The sequence below is a fragment of the Variovorax sp. HW608 genome (assembly GCF_900090195.1).
Taxonomy (GTDB): Bacteria; Pseudomonadota; Gammaproteobacteria; order Burkholderiales; family Burkholderiaceae_C; genus Variovorax.
Genome location: NZ_LT607803.1, coordinates 6,598,350 through 6,612,105, shown reverse-complemented (window position 1 = coordinate 6,612,105; position 13,756 = coordinate 6,598,350). Strand labels below are relative to the sequence as shown.

At 65.5% G+C, this 13,756-nt stretch carries 14 protein-coding genes, 1 pseudogene and 1 riboswitch; of the genes and pseudogenes, 9 read left to right on the top strand and 6 right to left on the bottom strand.

Going from position 1 to position 13,756, the window contains the following annotated elements:
- Positions 1-40: 40 nt before the first annotated feature.
- Positions 41-952: an AraC family transcriptional regulator gene (locus VAR608DRAFT_RS31285; protein WP_231973025.1), complete on the bottom strand. Its 912-nt coding sequence runs from the start codon at positions 950-952 to the stop codon at positions 41-43.
- Between the two features lie 89 nt (positions 953-1,041).
- Between VAR608DRAFT_RS31285 and VAR608DRAFT_RS31280 the strand changes: the two genes are divergently transcribed.
- Complete coding sequence (locus VAR608DRAFT_RS31280; protein WP_088957609.1) at positions 1,042-2,280, top strand: MFS transporter; 1,239 nt, start codon at positions 1,042-1,044, stop codon at positions 2,278-2,280.
- Positions 2,281-2,293: 13 nt separating this feature from the next.
- On the opposite strand, the pseudogene arsC reads toward VAR608DRAFT_RS31280, so the two are convergent.
- The 3 genes and pseudogenes from arsC to VAR608DRAFT_RS31265 all read right to left on the bottom strand — a co-directional run.
- A pseudogene (gene arsC, locus VAR608DRAFT_RS31275) lies at positions 2,294-2,659 on the bottom strand (arsenate reductase (glutaredoxin)); the annotation flags it as partial.
- A 20-nt stretch (positions 2,660-2,679) separates the two neighbouring features.
- Positions 2,680-3,357, bottom strand: a complete 678-nt coding sequence (locus VAR608DRAFT_RS31270; RefSeq protein WP_088957607.1) for a glutathione S-transferase family protein — start codon at positions 3,355-3,357, stop codon at positions 2,680-2,682.
- A 45-nt stretch (positions 3,358-3,402) separates the two neighbouring features.
- A complete protein-coding gene (locus VAR608DRAFT_RS31265; RefSeq protein WP_088957606.1) occupies positions 3,403-3,915 on the bottom strand; it encodes a 6,7-dimethyl-8-ribityllumazine synthase in 513 nt (170 codons plus the stop codon).
- 86 nt (positions 3,916-4,001) lie between these two features.
- Positions 4,002-4,159, bottom strand: a riboswitch (FMN riboswitch).
- Positions 4,160-4,312: 153 nt separating this feature from the next.
- Here VAR608DRAFT_RS31265 and VAR608DRAFT_RS31260 point away from each other — a divergent pair.
- The gene (locus tag VAR608DRAFT_RS31260) at positions 4,313-6,028 is read left to right on the top strand and encodes a thiamine pyrophosphate-binding protein (protein WP_088957605.1); all 1,716 of its coding nucleotides are present in this window, start codon (positions 4,313-4,315) and stop codon (positions 6,026-6,028) included.
- 67 nt (positions 6,029-6,095) lie between these two features.
- On the opposite strand, the gene VAR608DRAFT_RS31255 is transcribed toward VAR608DRAFT_RS31260, so the two are convergent.
- Positions 6,096-6,515 carry an SWIB/MDM2 domain-containing protein gene (locus VAR608DRAFT_RS31255; protein WP_088957604.1) on the bottom strand — a complete coding sequence of 140 codons (420 nt, stop codon included), beginning with the start codon at positions 6,513-6,515 and terminating at the stop codon, positions 6,096-6,098.
- 183 nt (positions 6,516-6,698) lie between these two features.
- On the bottom strand, positions 6,699-7,625 hold the full coding sequence (locus tag VAR608DRAFT_RS31250; RefSeq protein WP_088957603.1) for a DMT family transporter: 927 nt from the start codon (positions 7,623-7,625) through the stop codon (positions 6,699-6,701).
- A gap of 36 nt (positions 7,626-7,661) precedes the next feature.
- Here VAR608DRAFT_RS31250 and VAR608DRAFT_RS31245 point away from each other — a divergent pair, with 36 nt between their 5' ends.
- The 7 genes from VAR608DRAFT_RS31245 (at position 7,662) to rplT (ending at position 13,686) form a co-directional block, all read left to right on the top strand.
- Positions 7,662-8,057, top strand: a complete 396-nt coding sequence (locus VAR608DRAFT_RS31245; RefSeq protein ID WP_088959074.1) for a gamma-glutamylcyclotransferase family protein — start codon at positions 7,662-7,664, stop codon at positions 8,055-8,057.
- 246 nt (positions 8,058-8,303) lie between these two features.
- A complete protein-coding gene (gene aceA / locus VAR608DRAFT_RS31240; RefSeq protein ID WP_088957602.1) occupies positions 8,304-9,635 on the top strand; it encodes an isocitrate lyase in 1,332 nt (443 codons plus the stop codon).
- Positions 9,636-9,804: 169 nt separating this feature from the next.
- Complete coding sequence (locus VAR608DRAFT_RS31235) at positions 9,805-10,116, top strand: putative quinol monooxygenase (RefSeq protein WP_088957601.1); 312 nt, start codon at positions 9,805-9,807, stop codon at positions 10,114-10,116.
- A 215-nt stretch (positions 10,117-10,331) separates the two neighbouring features.
- Complete coding sequence (gene thrS / locus VAR608DRAFT_RS31230) at positions 10,332-12,239, top strand: threonine--tRNA ligase (RefSeq protein WP_088957600.1); 1,908 nt, start codon at positions 10,332-10,334, stop codon at positions 12,237-12,239.
- Positions 12,240-12,339: 100 nt separating this feature from the next.
- A complete protein-coding gene (gene infC, locus VAR608DRAFT_RS31225) occupies positions 12,340-12,951 on the top strand; it encodes a translation initiation factor IF-3 (protein ID WP_269458572.1) in 612 nt (203 codons plus the stop codon).
- Between the two features lie 147 nt (positions 12,952-13,098).
- A complete protein-coding gene (rpmI, locus tag VAR608DRAFT_RS31220; RefSeq protein WP_028253491.1) occupies positions 13,099-13,302 on the top strand; it encodes a 50S ribosomal protein L35 in 204 nt (67 codons plus the stop codon).
- A 24-nt stretch (positions 13,303-13,326) separates the two neighbouring features.
- A complete protein-coding gene (rplT, locus tag VAR608DRAFT_RS31215; RefSeq protein ID WP_088957598.1) occupies positions 13,327-13,686 on the top strand; it encodes a 50S ribosomal protein L20 in 360 nt (119 codons plus the stop codon).
- The last annotated feature ends 70 nt before the right edge of the window (positions 13,687-13,756 follow it).

Below are 13,756 nucleotides of genomic sequence, written 5' to 3'. Positions count from 1 at the left end.
CGATGATACGAAAGCGGCCGCGGCACTCGGCCTGCAGCGCTCAGGCTGCTGCGGATGCCGGGCTGACGTCGTTCGCCGCGCGCCGCTTGTGCTGGAAGGCGGTCGGCGACTTGCCGGTCGCGGCCTTGAACATCGCGCAGAAGGCGCTGTCGGTGGCATAGCCGCTGGCCGACGCGACCTGGCTCACCGCCATCCCGCGCGCCAGCAGCGGCAGCGCATGGGCGAGCACCGCCTGCTGCCGCCACTGCTGCCAGCTCATGCCGAGCTGGTCGCGGAAGAGGCGCGCCACGGTGCGTTCGCTCGCGCCGATGGACTCGGCGCGCTCCGCCAGCGTGGCCCGGCTCGCCGGGTTGCGCAGCAGCGCCTCGCACAACTGACGCAGCCGCTTGTCGGCGGGTAGCGGCACGTCGATGCGGATCTGGGTGGCGCGCTCCAGTTCGTCCACCAGCAGCGGGGCGATCCAGCGCTCGCGTTGCGCGGCATGCGGATCGACCGGCGGCAGGCCGTCGGGCGTGGTGTCGAGCGCGAGCATGAGCGCGCGCAGCAGGGGGCTGATCTCCAGCACTTCGCATTTTTCCCAGTTGGGGCCGAGCCAGCTGTGCAGGTACACGGTGCGCAGCTCCGCGTCCTCGATCAGCGTGATGCTGTGCGCCATGTTGGCCGGCACCCAGAGCGCGCGCGAGGGCGGCACGATGTAGCTGCCGTCCTCGGTGCTCAGGCGGATCACGCCGCGCGTCGAGAAGGTGAGCTGCGGCCACGGATGCGTGTGCAGCTCGACCAGCGTGTCGGCTTTGAGGAAATGTTCCTTGGCGCGCAGCGGGCGCAGCGCGTCGGGGGCGTAGAGGTGCGGCGTGAGCGGCCCCACGCTGTTGGTCGGTGCCGGATAGGGCGGGGTGGCGCGACGCGCGGGCGTGTCGACGGGCGCCGTGGACTGGGCGGCTGCGGACGGCATGGTTTCGACAAATATTGTCTCTGTATCGCCATTCTGCCGCCGCCCGGCCGCTTAGGATCGGTGCCCAACCCAGTTTCTTGTTGCAATCCATGTCTTCCAACACCGCCGCCGCCGGCGCGCCCACGCTGGGTGCCGACGCCAAGCTGATCGGCCTCGTGGGCCTGGCGCACGCCGTCAGCCATTTCAGCCAGCTCATCCTGCCGCCGCTGTTCCCGTGGCTGAAGGACGCCTTCAACGTGAGCTACACCGAGCTGGGTGCGGTACTGACCGTGTTCTTCGTCGTCTCGTGCATGGTGCAGGCGGCGTCCGGTTTCATCGTCGACAAGCTGGGTCCGCGCCCGGTGCTGTTCGTCGGCCTCTCGATGCTGGGTCTGGCCGGCTTCGGCTATGCCGCGGCGCAGAGCTACTGGATGCTGCTGCTGTGCGCCGTGGCGGCGGGCGTGGGCAACGGCGTGTTCCATCCGGTCGACTACACGCTCTTCAACCGCAAGGTCGCGCCGACGCGGCTCGGCCACGCCTACAGCGTGCACGGCATCACCGGCAGCCTGGGCTGGGCGCTGGCCCCGGCTTTCGTCGTGCCGCTGGCCATGGCCTTCTCGTGGCGCGTTGCGCTGGCCGGGGCCGGTGCGGTCGCGGTGGTCGTGCTGCTGATCCTGTGGGTCAACCGCAGCGTGCTGTCGCTCGACGCGGCCGCGGTGCACAAGGCCACGGGCACCGCAGCGGCGGGCGGCGAATTCGCCTTCCTCAGGATCCCGGCCGTCTGGATGTGCTTCGGCTTTTTCTTCTTCTATGCGATGGCGCTCAGCGCGGTGCAGACCTTCGCGCCGGCCGCGGCCGGCCGGCTGCACGCGGTGCCGGTGGCGCTGATCGCCATCTGCCTGACGGTCTACATGGTTGCGAGCGCCACGGGCATGGTGGTCGGCGGCTTCCTGGCGTCGGACCCGGCGCGCTGCGAGCGCATCGTCGGCGCCGGGATCGGCGCTGCAGCAGGCATCGCGCTGATCCTGGCGCTGGCGGACTTCGCGCCGGTGCTGGTGCCGGTGCTGTTCGGCGCGATGGGCTTCGCCGCCGGCATCGCGGGTCCTTCGCGCGATCTGCTGGTCAAGCGTTCGACGCCGGCCAATGCGTCGGGCCGCGTCTACGGCGTGGTCTACGCGGGACTCGACATCGGGCAGGCGGTCGCCCCGCTGATCTTCGGCCGGCTGATGGACCACGGCCAGTACACGAGCGTGCTGGTCGGCCTCGCAGTGGTGCAGGGCGTGCTGATCGTGAGCGCATTCAACGTGCGCCGGGTGCGCCGGGAATCGCTGGTCCCCGCGTCGGCGTGACTGGGCCCTATTGCTTCGGCAGAAGGTCGAGCACCAGGTCCGCCGGCCGGCACAGGCGCGTGCCGACGGGTGTCTCGACGATCGGGCGGTTCATCAGGATCGGATGCAGGGCGATGAAATCGAGCAACTGGTCGTCGGTCCACTTCGGATCGCCGAGGCCGAGCTCGTCATAGGGCGTGCCCTTCTGACGCAACACTTCACGCACCGGCACGCCCATCGCCTGGACGAGCGACTTCAGCCTGGCCTTGGTCGGGGGCGTCTTGAGGTACTCGACGACCTGCGGCTCGATGCCGTGTTCGCGGATGAGCGCGAGCGTGTTGCGCGAGGTGCCGCACGCGGGGTTGTGGAAGATGGTGACGGAGGAGGTTTCGTTGGCCATCGGGCGATTGTCCTCCGCGATCAGGCCGTCTCCGGACCTTCCCATCCCGGCTTGAACGGAAAGCGCGCCGCCCAGAAATCCGCAAGGCGCGGATCGGCATCGACGCGGCGCACCACCGCGGCCATGCGCGGCGCTTCGCGGTAGAAGCGGGTGCGTCCCGGTGTCCAGCGCGAGACCACTGCGACGTAGATGTCCAGCACGCCGATCCGGTCGCCCAGCAGGTAGGCTGTCCCGCGCGGCACCTGGGCATCCATGAGCCGCCAGCATTCGGCGATGCGCTCGCGCGTGCGTTCGAGGATCACCTTCTCGGCCTCCTTGTCCGCAGCGAGCCGCGAAGGCTCGTCGCGCACCCAGTACATCGCATAGATGGACGCGGGCACATAGGCCATCCATCGCAGGTACTGCGCACGCAGGGGATGATCGACCGGTGGTGCGAGCCCCGCCTCGGGATGCTGCTCGGCGAGCCACATCAGGATCGCGGCGCTCTCGGTCATGACTTCGCCCGACGGCAGCACCAGCGCCGGCGCCTGCCGCATCGGATTGACGTGCGCGAGCTTCTGGCGCTCGGCTTCGCCTTTCCACGGCGCGATGTCGACCGTCTCGACGGGCACCCCGATGAGCGTCAGCGCGGCATGAACGGGCGTCGCGCCCGAACCGGGCGCGCCGTAGAGGGTGCAGGGCGTGGCGACGATGCTCATCGTGCGAGCCTACCCGGTCGGGTGAGCCGCCTCGCCGAAGACCGTTCAGGCGGTGAGGATTGCGTCCAGCCGCTGCAGGCCTTCGATGGTCTTCACGCAGGCTTCGGCGGCCTCGGTGCCCTTCACCGCGAAATGGCGGTGGAAGTACTTGCGATGCTCCACGTGCTCGTGGAAGTGGTGCGGCGTGAGCACGGCGGAGAGCACCGGCACGTTGGTTTCGAGCTGCACCGTCATCAGCGCATTGACGACGGTGTTGGCGACGAATTCATGGCGATAGATGCCGCCATCCACGACGAGCGCCGCCCCCACGATCGCTGCATAGCGGCCCGAGAGCGCGAGCCGCTTGGCGTGCAGCGGAATCTCGAACGCGCCGGGCACGTCGAAGATGTCGATGGTGTCCAGCGGCACGCCCAGCCGCTTCATTTCGGCGAGGAAGGCGTCGCGCGCCTGGTGGACGATGTCCGAATGCCATTGCGCCTGGACGAATGCGACGCGGCGGCCGCGCGGTGCATCCTGCGCCGGGACGGCGGAGAGGGGAAGGTCGTTGATCTGACTCATGGTTTGCCTTTGAAGGGTTTGCCTGAATCAGGGCGCACGAAGCCGACGCCCGGCATGCGCGCGAACGCGCCCGCCCGGCAACGGCATCGCGCTCTCTTTCATCCGGACTGTGACCGTCGGCCCCGGAATCGCACCGGGTCTGCTGACCCCAGGGCGCATTGCACGCCGCGGGCGCTCGCGGGCTCGTACGGCCTTCGCCGCCATCACCGCCGGTGGGGAATTTCGCCCCGCCCTGAGAACGCTTGGCTCCAGCCTGGGCCGGAGCACCGGCGATTCTAGGCAAGCGGCGCGCTCGGCGCTGTCACGCACGAGGCAAAGCCCTGGAACTCGAGCGGTTCGCCTTCAAGGCGCGCGGATAATCCGCGCACCCCATTTGAAGCAGAGAGGCGCATCGCACATGAGCTCACCACAACCCGCAGGGCACCTGATCGTCGAGTGTCTGATCGAACAGGGGGTCGAGCTGGCCTTCGGCGTTCCGGGCGAGAGCTTCCTCGCGGTGCTCGATGGCTTTCACCAATACGGCGAGCGCATCCGCTTCATCGTGAATCGCCAGGAAGGCGGCGCGGCATTCATGGCCGAGGCGCACGGCAAGCTCACCGGACGGCCGGGCGTGTGCTTCGTCACGCGCGGGCCCGGCGCCACCAACGCGTCGATCGGCGTGCACAACGCGTTCCAGGATTCGACGCCGATGGTGCTGTTCGTCGGCGACGTCGGCAGCGACTTCCGCGATCGCGAGGCCTTCCAGGAGGTCGACTACGGCAGCTTCTTCGGACCGAGCACCAAGGGCTTCGCCAAGCGCGTGGAGCGCATCGACGATGCGAACCGCATCCCGGAGTACATCGCGCGGGCGTTCGCGACCGCGATGAACGGGCGTCCCGGGCCGGTGGTGCTGGTGCTGCCGGAGGACATGCTGCGCAGCACCACGGCATCGCGGCCGCTGCGCCGCGTGGAGGCGGTCGAGCCGTGGAGCGATCCCGGCGCATTGCGCACGCTGCGCGAGCTGCTGCTGAAGTCGCAGCGCCCGCTCGTGATCGCCGGCGGCGGTGGGTGGACCCCGCAGGCCGCGCAGGCGCTGCAGCGCTTCGCCGAGAACTGGAAGCTGCCGGTGGCGAATGCGTTCCGCTTCCAGGACACCTTCGACAACCACCATCCGCTGTATGCGGGCGACGTCGGCATCGCGATCAATCCAAAGCTTGCCGAGCGGGTGCGGCAAAGCGATCTGATCCTTGCGATCGGCCCGCGGCTCGGCGAGATGACGACCAGCGGCTACACGCTGCTCGAGGCGCCGAAACCGAAGCAGACGCTGGTGCACATCCACGCCAGCGCGGAGGAGCTCAACCGCGTCTACCAGGCCGACCTCGCGATCAATGCCGGCATGAGCGCGGCCGCACGCAGCCTCGAAGTGCTGACTGCGCCGACGGAGCTGCCGTGGGAAGCCTGGACCGCTGCGGCGCATGCCGATTACGTCGCGAACCTCGAACCGCAGGCGCTCGCGGGCCTGCCGCCCGAGTCACCACGGGGTGCGGTCGACATGGTGGCGGTCGTCCAACTGCTCCAGAAGCACCTTCCGCCGGATGCGGCGATCACCAACGGCGCGGGCAACTTCGCGAGCTGGGTGCACCGCTATTTCCGCTATCACGGTCTTGCGAAGGGCGCGAAGACGCAGCTCGCGCCGACCAGCGGCGCGATGGGCTATGGGGTGCCCGCCGGCATCGCGGCCAACCTCGCGACCGGGCGCGTCGCCTTCACGATCGCGGGCGACGGGGACTTCCTGATGACCGGGCAGGAGCTCGCCACGGCCTCGCAGCATGGCGGCAAGAGCATCATCGTGCTGCTCAACAACGGCATGTACGGCACCATCCGCATGCACCAGGAGCGCGAGTACCCGACGAAGGTGAGCGGCACGGAACTGCGCAACCCGGACTTCTGCGCGCTCGCGAGGGCGTACGGCTATGCGGCCGAGCGGGTCACCGAGACCACGCAGTTCGAGGGTGCGCTGCAGCGCGCGCTGGCGGCCGATACGGGCACGCTGATCGAGATTCCGCTCGACCCCGAGGTGATCACCACCCGCGGCACGCTGAGCGCGATCAGGAAGGCGGCGCAGGCGCGGTAGCGCGCAGGACGAAAAAAAGCCGGCGGATGCCGGCTTTCTCGATGGAGCGTGCAAGACGCCCCGGTGCTTACTTGACGTGCTTGCCGATCAGCGAGGCCAGTTCGAACATCGAGACTTGCGGCTTGCCGAAGATTTCCTTCAGCTTGGCGTCGGCGTTGATGTTGCGCTTGTTGGCCTTGTCCTGAAGGTTGTTCTTCTTGATGTAGTCCCACAGCTTGCTCACCACAGCGGTGCGCGGCAGAGGCGTCGAGCCGACCACGGCGGCGAGCGCCGGGCTGGGGGTCAGTGCCTTCATGAACGCGGCGTTGGGAGTGCGCTTCTTGGCGGGAGCCTTCTTCGCAGCAGCCTTCTTGGCCGGAGCCGCCTTCTTGGCGGGTGCTGCCTTCTTTGCAGGAGCAGCCTTCTTCGCGGGCGCGGCGGCCTTCTTGGCCGGAGCCGCCTTCTTTGCCGGCGCTTTCTTGGCCGGAGCCTTCTTTGCAGTTGCCATGGTTGATTTCCTTTTTTGGTTGGACGCTTTCACCAATGAGAGTGTGTCTCTTCACCGGCACTGCGGATGCTAAAGGAGAAGAAACACGTTTCCAAGGGAAAAAGGGGTTTTTTCATTGGGAGCTGTTGTTTTTTCAGAGGGAAGAAGCACAGCGTTTTCCCTTGGAGGCACTCTGAGAGCCTTTCAGGCACGTCGCACGGGCCATGTCGCGAGCACGACGCCGAGCAATGCCAGCGAGAACGCGACCACTTGCGGCGTCGAAAGGCTCTCGCCGAGCACCACGACGCCGACGAGCGCCGCACTCACCGGCAGCATCACGGTGAACACGCCCGCCTGCGATGCGGGCACGCCCTTGAGGCCGGTCATCCAGAGCCACACGGTCCAGATGCTCGCTGCGAGCGCATACACCACCAGCAGCCCCCACAGGCCCATCGGCACCGCGCCGAAGTCGAAGCGAAGGGCGAACCAGATGCCGAACGGCGTCGAGAGGACGAAGCCCCAGAGGTTGATGAGCGACGAGATGCGCTTGGGTCCGAGCCGTCCCGTGAGCGACTTGCCGATCACCGCATACGAGGCTTCGCACACCACGGCCGCGAAGACGAGCAGATTGCCCAGCCAGGCCAGGCGGCCCGCCGGCGTACCGGCCCCGTGCGTTGCAGCTTGCGCCGGTGCAAGGGCAAGCAGCCCGATCCCGAAGGCCGCGCATGCGATCGCGAGCCCGACGCGCGGGGTGATGCGTTCGCGCAGAAAGAGCCAGCTGCCGATCGCCACCACGGCCGGAATCGACGCCATGATCACGCCGGCCGACACCGCGCTCGTCAGGCTGACGCCGAAGAGCATGCAGATCGAGAACATGAAGTTGCCAAGGAAGGACTCGAGGAAGACGAGTCCGCGCGTGTGCCGCGTCATCGGCGGCTCGCCGCCGGGGCGCCGGAGCCAGTGCGGCATCGCCAGCGCCGCGATGCCGAAGCGCAGCCACGCGAGCAGCAGCACCGGAAATGCGGCAACCAGCGGCTTGGAAAGGGCGACGTAGCTGCCGACGAGCGACATGCTCAGCGCGAGGCAGCCATAGGCGACGAGACGGCGAGGTGCCGGAAGTGCGGTGTTCAATAGAGTGGAAGACGTGGAGAAAGGAGTCTCTGGATGATGCCGCAACCCGACCCCACGGCCCGTCATGTGTTCGTCTACGGCACGCTTCGCCGTGGCGGCAGCAACGACATCTCGCGCTTCACGCCGGCGCCGCAGCACGTGGCGAACGGCGAGATCGCGGGCACGCTCTACGACCTCGGGGCGTATCCGGGCGCGGTCCTCGGCGGGGCAGGGCGTATCAAGGGAGAGGTCTACAGGATCACGCCCGCGCTCGAAGCCCAGCTGGACGTGCTCGAGGAAGTGAAGCCCGATGGCACGGGGGAGTACAGCCGGCGCGAAGTGATGGTGGCGCTTGGCGATCGCTCGATCTGCTGCCTGGTGTATGAGATCCATCCGGCTCGCATCGGGGGCAAACCGATGATCGCGAGCGGCGACTGGATGGCGCGGTGTTGAGGCCCGCTGGCTGGCCGTTTCACGACGCAAAAGCGATTGCGTAATGTGGAAAGCGCAAGTGTTGCGCCGCAATAATTTTTCTCAATACAAGAAAAATTATTTCGCATTGAGAAAAATATTCGTAAGTTGTTGATTTTGTTGATTCAAAAATAACTCTTCTATAAGACATAAGAGTCGCGCGTCGGGCGTACAGTAGTCCCCAAGGACGCGAAGCGACCGACCCTTTCAACAACTCTCGGAGTGACCATGCCTCAGACCCTCACCGAACAGCTCAGCCGCGAACAGCAGATCGCCGCCCTCGAAAAAGACTGGGCCACCAACCCGCGCTGGAAGGGCGTGAAGCGCGGCTACAGCGCCGCCGACGTGGTCCGCCTGCGCGGCTCGCTGCCGATCGAATACACGCTCGCCCGCCGCGGCGCCGAGAAGCTCTGGGAAAAGATCAACGGCGGCGCCCGCAAGGGTTATGTCAATGCCTTCGGCGCCATCACTGCGGGCCAGGCCATGCAGCAGGCCAAGGCCGGCCTCGAGGCCGTGTACCTCTCGGGCTGGCAGGTGGCCGCCGATGGCAATACGTCCGAAACCATGTACCCGGACCAGTCGCTGTATGCCTACGACTCGGTGCCGACCATGGTCCGCCGCATCAACAACACCTTCAAGCGCGCCGATGAAATCCAGTGGTCGCGCGGCATCAACCCCGGCGACAAGGAATTCATCGACTACTTCCTGCCGATCGTGGCCGATGCGGAAGCCGGCTTCGGCGGCGTGCTCAACGCCTTCGAGCTGATGAAGAACATGATCGCCGCAGGCGCTGCCGGCGTGCACTTCGAAGACCAGCTCGCTGCCGTCAAGAAGTGCGGCCACATGGGCGGCAAGGTGCTCGTTCCCACGCAGGAAGCTTGCGAGAAGCTGATTTCCGCGCGCTTCGCCGCCGACGTGATGGGCGTCTCGACCATCGTGCTGGCCCGCACCGATGCTGAAGCAGCGAACCTGATCACCTCCGATCACGACGCCAACGACAAGCCGTTCCTGACCGGCGAGCGCACGCAGGAAGGCTTCTACCGCGTGAAGAACGGTCTCGAGCAGGCCATCAGCCGCGGTGTCGCCTACGCACCGTACGCCGACCTGGTGTGGTGCGAAACCGGTACGCCGGACCTCGGCTTCGCCCGCGAATTCGCACAGGCCGTGCATGCGGCGAGCCCGGGCAAGCTGCTGTCGTACAACTGCTCGCCGTCGTTCAACTGGAGGAAGAACCTCGACGACAAGACCATCGCCGCGTTCCAGGACGAACTCTCGGCGCTGGGCTACAAGTACCAGTTCATCACGCTCGCGGGCATCCACGTCAACTGGTACAACACCTTCAAGTTCGCCCATGCGTATGCGAACGGCGAAGGCATGAAGCACTACGTCGAGATGGTGCAGGAGCCCGAGTTCGCAGCGCGCGAACAAGGCTACACCTTCGTGTCGCACCAGCAGGAAGTCGGCGCCGGCTACTTCGACGACGTGACCACGGTCATCCAGGGCGGCTCTTCGAGCGTCAAGGCACTGACCGGTTCGACCGAGGAAGAGCAGTTCCACTGATCCGCATCGTCGTCAGTCGCTGACCGAATCCCCGCGCGAGAAATCGGCGGGGATTTTTCTTTGAGCGCTCCATTCGAGGTGTTGACCCTCTTCCGATCGCTGGTTTGGATGCGCCTAGAGTGGATTCCGGTCGTCGCAATCATGCGCAACCGCATCCACAGGAGCCACCATGATCAAGTACGCACTGTTCGCCCGTCTCGAAGCCAAGCCGGGCAAGGAAGCCGAAGTCCAGCAGTTCCTCGAGGCCGGCCTCGCGATGGCGCAGGACGAGAAGACCACGCCGATCTGGTTCGCCCTGCGGCTCTCGCCGAGCACCTTCGGCATCTTCGATGCGTTCGAGGACGAGGCCGGCCGCGAGAAGCATCTGAACGGTCCGATCGCCAAGGCGTTGATGGCGAAGGCGCCGGACCTGTTTGCCAAGCCGCCATCCATCGAGCCGATCGAGGTGCTGGGCCTCAAGAACGCCGCGCCGGCATCCTGAGCCGCTCGCGGATAGAATCGCCAGTTCCATCTCAGCAGCAACAAGAGCGAGAAAGGCACCCTGGTTATGACACCGCGAACTACGCCGCAAGGATTCAGCGGTCTTTTCCCTGAAGGAAAAGGCCGGTAGGCCGCGCACGCCGGGTTCCGGTACACCAAACAAGCCAAGCGCGGTCCCGTACCGCGCTTTTTTGTTTTCTCGCTCGAGGTTTTCCAATGATCCAGATCACGCTTCCCGACAACTCCCGCCGTGAGTTCCCCGGCCCGGTTTCAGTGGCCGACGTTGCCAAGTCCATCGGCCCCGGCCTCTCGAAGATGACGGTCGCCGGCAAGGTCGACGGCCGGCTGGTCGACGCCAGCGACGTGATCGATCGCGATGCCAAGCTGCAGATCATCACGCCGAAGGACGAGGAAGGGCTGGAGATCATTCGCCACTCGACGGCCCACCTCGTCGGGCACGCGGTGAAGCAGCTCTACCCGACGGCCAAGATGGTGATCGGTCCCGTCATCGAAGAGGGCTTCTACTACGACATTTCCTACGAGCGCCCCTTCACGCCCGAGGACATGGAGGCGATCGAGAAGCGCATGCGCGAGCTGATCGCGCAGGACTACGACGTCGTCAAGAAGATGACGCCTCGCGACGAGGTCATCGCGGTCTTCAAGGAACGCGGCGAGGACTACAAGCTGCGCCTCGTCGAGGACATGCCCGACGAGAAGGCGATGGGCCTCTACTACCACCAGGAGTACGTCGACATGTGCCGCGGCCCGCATGTGCCGAACACGCGCTTCCTGAAGGTCTTCAAGCTGACGAAGCTGGCGGGCGCGTACTGGCGCGGCGATGCGAAGAACGAGCAGCTGCAGCGCATCTACGGCACGGCCTGGGCCGACAAGAAGCAGCTCGACGACTACATCAAGCGCATCGAGGAAGCCGAGAAGCGCGACCATCGTCGCCTCGGCAAGGAGCTCGACCTCTTCCACATCGACGAGGTCGCGCCCGGCGTGGTGTTCTGGCACCCCAAGGGCTGGGCCATGTGGCAGCAGGTCGAGCAGTACATGCGGCAGGTCTACAAGGACACCGGCTACCAGGAGGTGAAGGGCCCGCAGATCCTCGACCGGAGCCTGTGGGAGAAGACGGGCCACTGGCAGAACTACCGCGAGAACATGTTCACGACGGAATCGGAGAAGCGCGACTACGCGCTCAAGCCGATGAACTGCCCGGGCCACGTGCTGATCTTCAAGTCCGACCTGCGCAGCTACCGCGATCTGCCGATCCGCTACGGCGAGTTCGGCCAGTGCCACCGCAACGAGCCCTCGGGCGGCCTGCACGGGATCATGCGCGTGCGCGGATTCACGCAGGACGACGGCCACGTCTTCTGCACGGAAGACCAGATCCTGGACGAATGCGTGGCCTACACGGCCCAGTTGCTCAAGGTCTATGCCGACTTCGGCTTCACGGACATCCTCTACAAGGTCGCGACGCGGCCGGAACACCGGATCGGCTCCGACGACCTGTGGGACAAGGCCGAAGGCGCCCTGATGGAGGCTTTGCGGCGCTCTGGCGTGGAGTTCGTCATCTCCCCGGGCGAGGGGGCCTTCTACGGCCCGAAAATCGAGTACACGCTGCGCGACGCCATCGGCCGCCAGTGGCAGTGCGGCACGATGCAGGTGGACTTCAACATGGCCGAGCGACTGGGTGCGGAGTACGTGACGGAGAGCAGCGGCCGCGCCCACCCCGTCATGCTGCACCGGGCCATCGTCGGCAGCCTCGAGCGTTTCATCGGCATGTTGATCGAACACCATGCGGGCGCGATGCCTTCATGGCTCGCTCCGGTGCAGGTGGCGGTGCTCAACATCAGCGAAGGACAGGCCGACTACGCATCTCAAGTTGCGAAAACGCTGCAAAATCAAGGGCTTAGAGTTTTGCTCGATCTGCACAACGAAAAGATTACGTATAAAATACGGAAGCATTCGTTGCAAAAGCTTCCCTACATCCTGGTCGTCGGTGACAAGGAGAAGGAAGCAGGAGCCGTCGCAGTGCGCGCCCGGGGCAATCTTGACCTCGGTGCCATGTCGGTCGAGGCGTTCTCCCAAAAGATCGCCCACGACATCCAACACAAGCTTTGAATTTTGAACAAATTCAAGGGCCGATTTTTCGATCAACCTGGCTTGTGAGCGCGAACGCATCGGTACCCGCTACGGTTTTGTAGCAATTTGTTTGAAGGAACTGACCATCGCTACTGCATTTCGCGACCGCCGCCACCGCGAGGAACGCCAACACCGCCTGAACCGGGAAATCATGGCCCCGGAAGTCCGCCTGATCGGGCCGGACAACGAGCAATTGGGAGTCGTGAGCCTGGCCGAGGCATTGCGCTTGGCAGGCGAGCAGGACGTGGATCTGGTGGAGGTCGTTGCTGCGGCCAACCCGCCCGTCTGCCGGCTGATCGAGTACGGCAAGTTCAAGTACCACGAGCAGAAGAAGGCGGCCGAAGCGAAATCGAAGCAGAAGGTCATCGAAGTCAAGGAAGTCAAGTTCCGGCCCGGTACGGACGAAGGCGACTACAACATCAAGATGCGCAACATCCGGCGCTTTCTTGAGGATGGCGACAAGTGCAAGATCACGCTGCGTTTCCGCGGTCGCGAGATCACGCACCAGGAGCTCGGTCTGGCGCTGTTGCAGCGCATCCGCGACGAACTCGGCGACTCGATCATCGTGGAGCAGTTCCCGAAGCTCGAGGGCCGGCAGATGATCATGATGATCGCGCCGGGCCGCAGGAAGGCCGGCGGCGGGGCTGCAAAGCCCGCTGCAGAGCCATCGGCCGCCCCGGCGGCGGCCTAGGCTTTCGGCGTAGACGAGGTTATTGAAGGGATTTCGCTTCTGCCGGCACTCCGGTGCCGGCAGGGCGGGATGAAGAAGTGTCTCGGGGCCAACAAGTCCGTGGAGTATCCGCGGCGCCTCACGAGCACAAACTAAAGGAGCATTCACATGCCCAAAATGAAGACCAAGAGCAGCGCGAAAAAGCGTTTCCGCGTTCGTCCCGGTGGCACCGTCAAGCGCGGTCAAGCCTTCAAGCGTCACATCCTGACGAAGAAGACCACCAAGAACAAGCGTCACCTGCGTGGTGCAACGGCAGTGCACGAGACCAACATGGTTTCGATGGCCGCCATGTTGCCCGGTAGCGGCATTTAATCCAGACGAACAAGGAGTACACACATGCCTCGCGTCAAACGTGGTGTAACGGCTCGCGCCCGTCACAAGAAGGTTCTCGCACTCGCCAAGGGTTTCCGTGGTCGCCGCGGCAATGTCTTCCGCATCGCCAAGCAGGCGGTGATGAAGGCAGGCCAATACGCCTACCGTGACCGCCGCAACAAGAAGCGCGTGTTCCGCCAACTGTGGATTGCGCGTATCAATGCCGCTTCGCGTGAACTGGGCCTGACCTACAGCCAGTTCGCCAACGGCATCCGCAAGGCCGGTATCGAGATCGACCGCAAGGTCCTCGCCGATATCGCCGTGCACGACAAGGCCGCTTTTGCCGGCATCGTGGAGCAGGTCAAGGCCAAGCTGGCTGCTTGATTCCGCAAAGCAGGTTGCCGCCTCCGGGATGGCCGCCTGCGCCCACGGCACAAGGGCTGGCGCTTGAAAG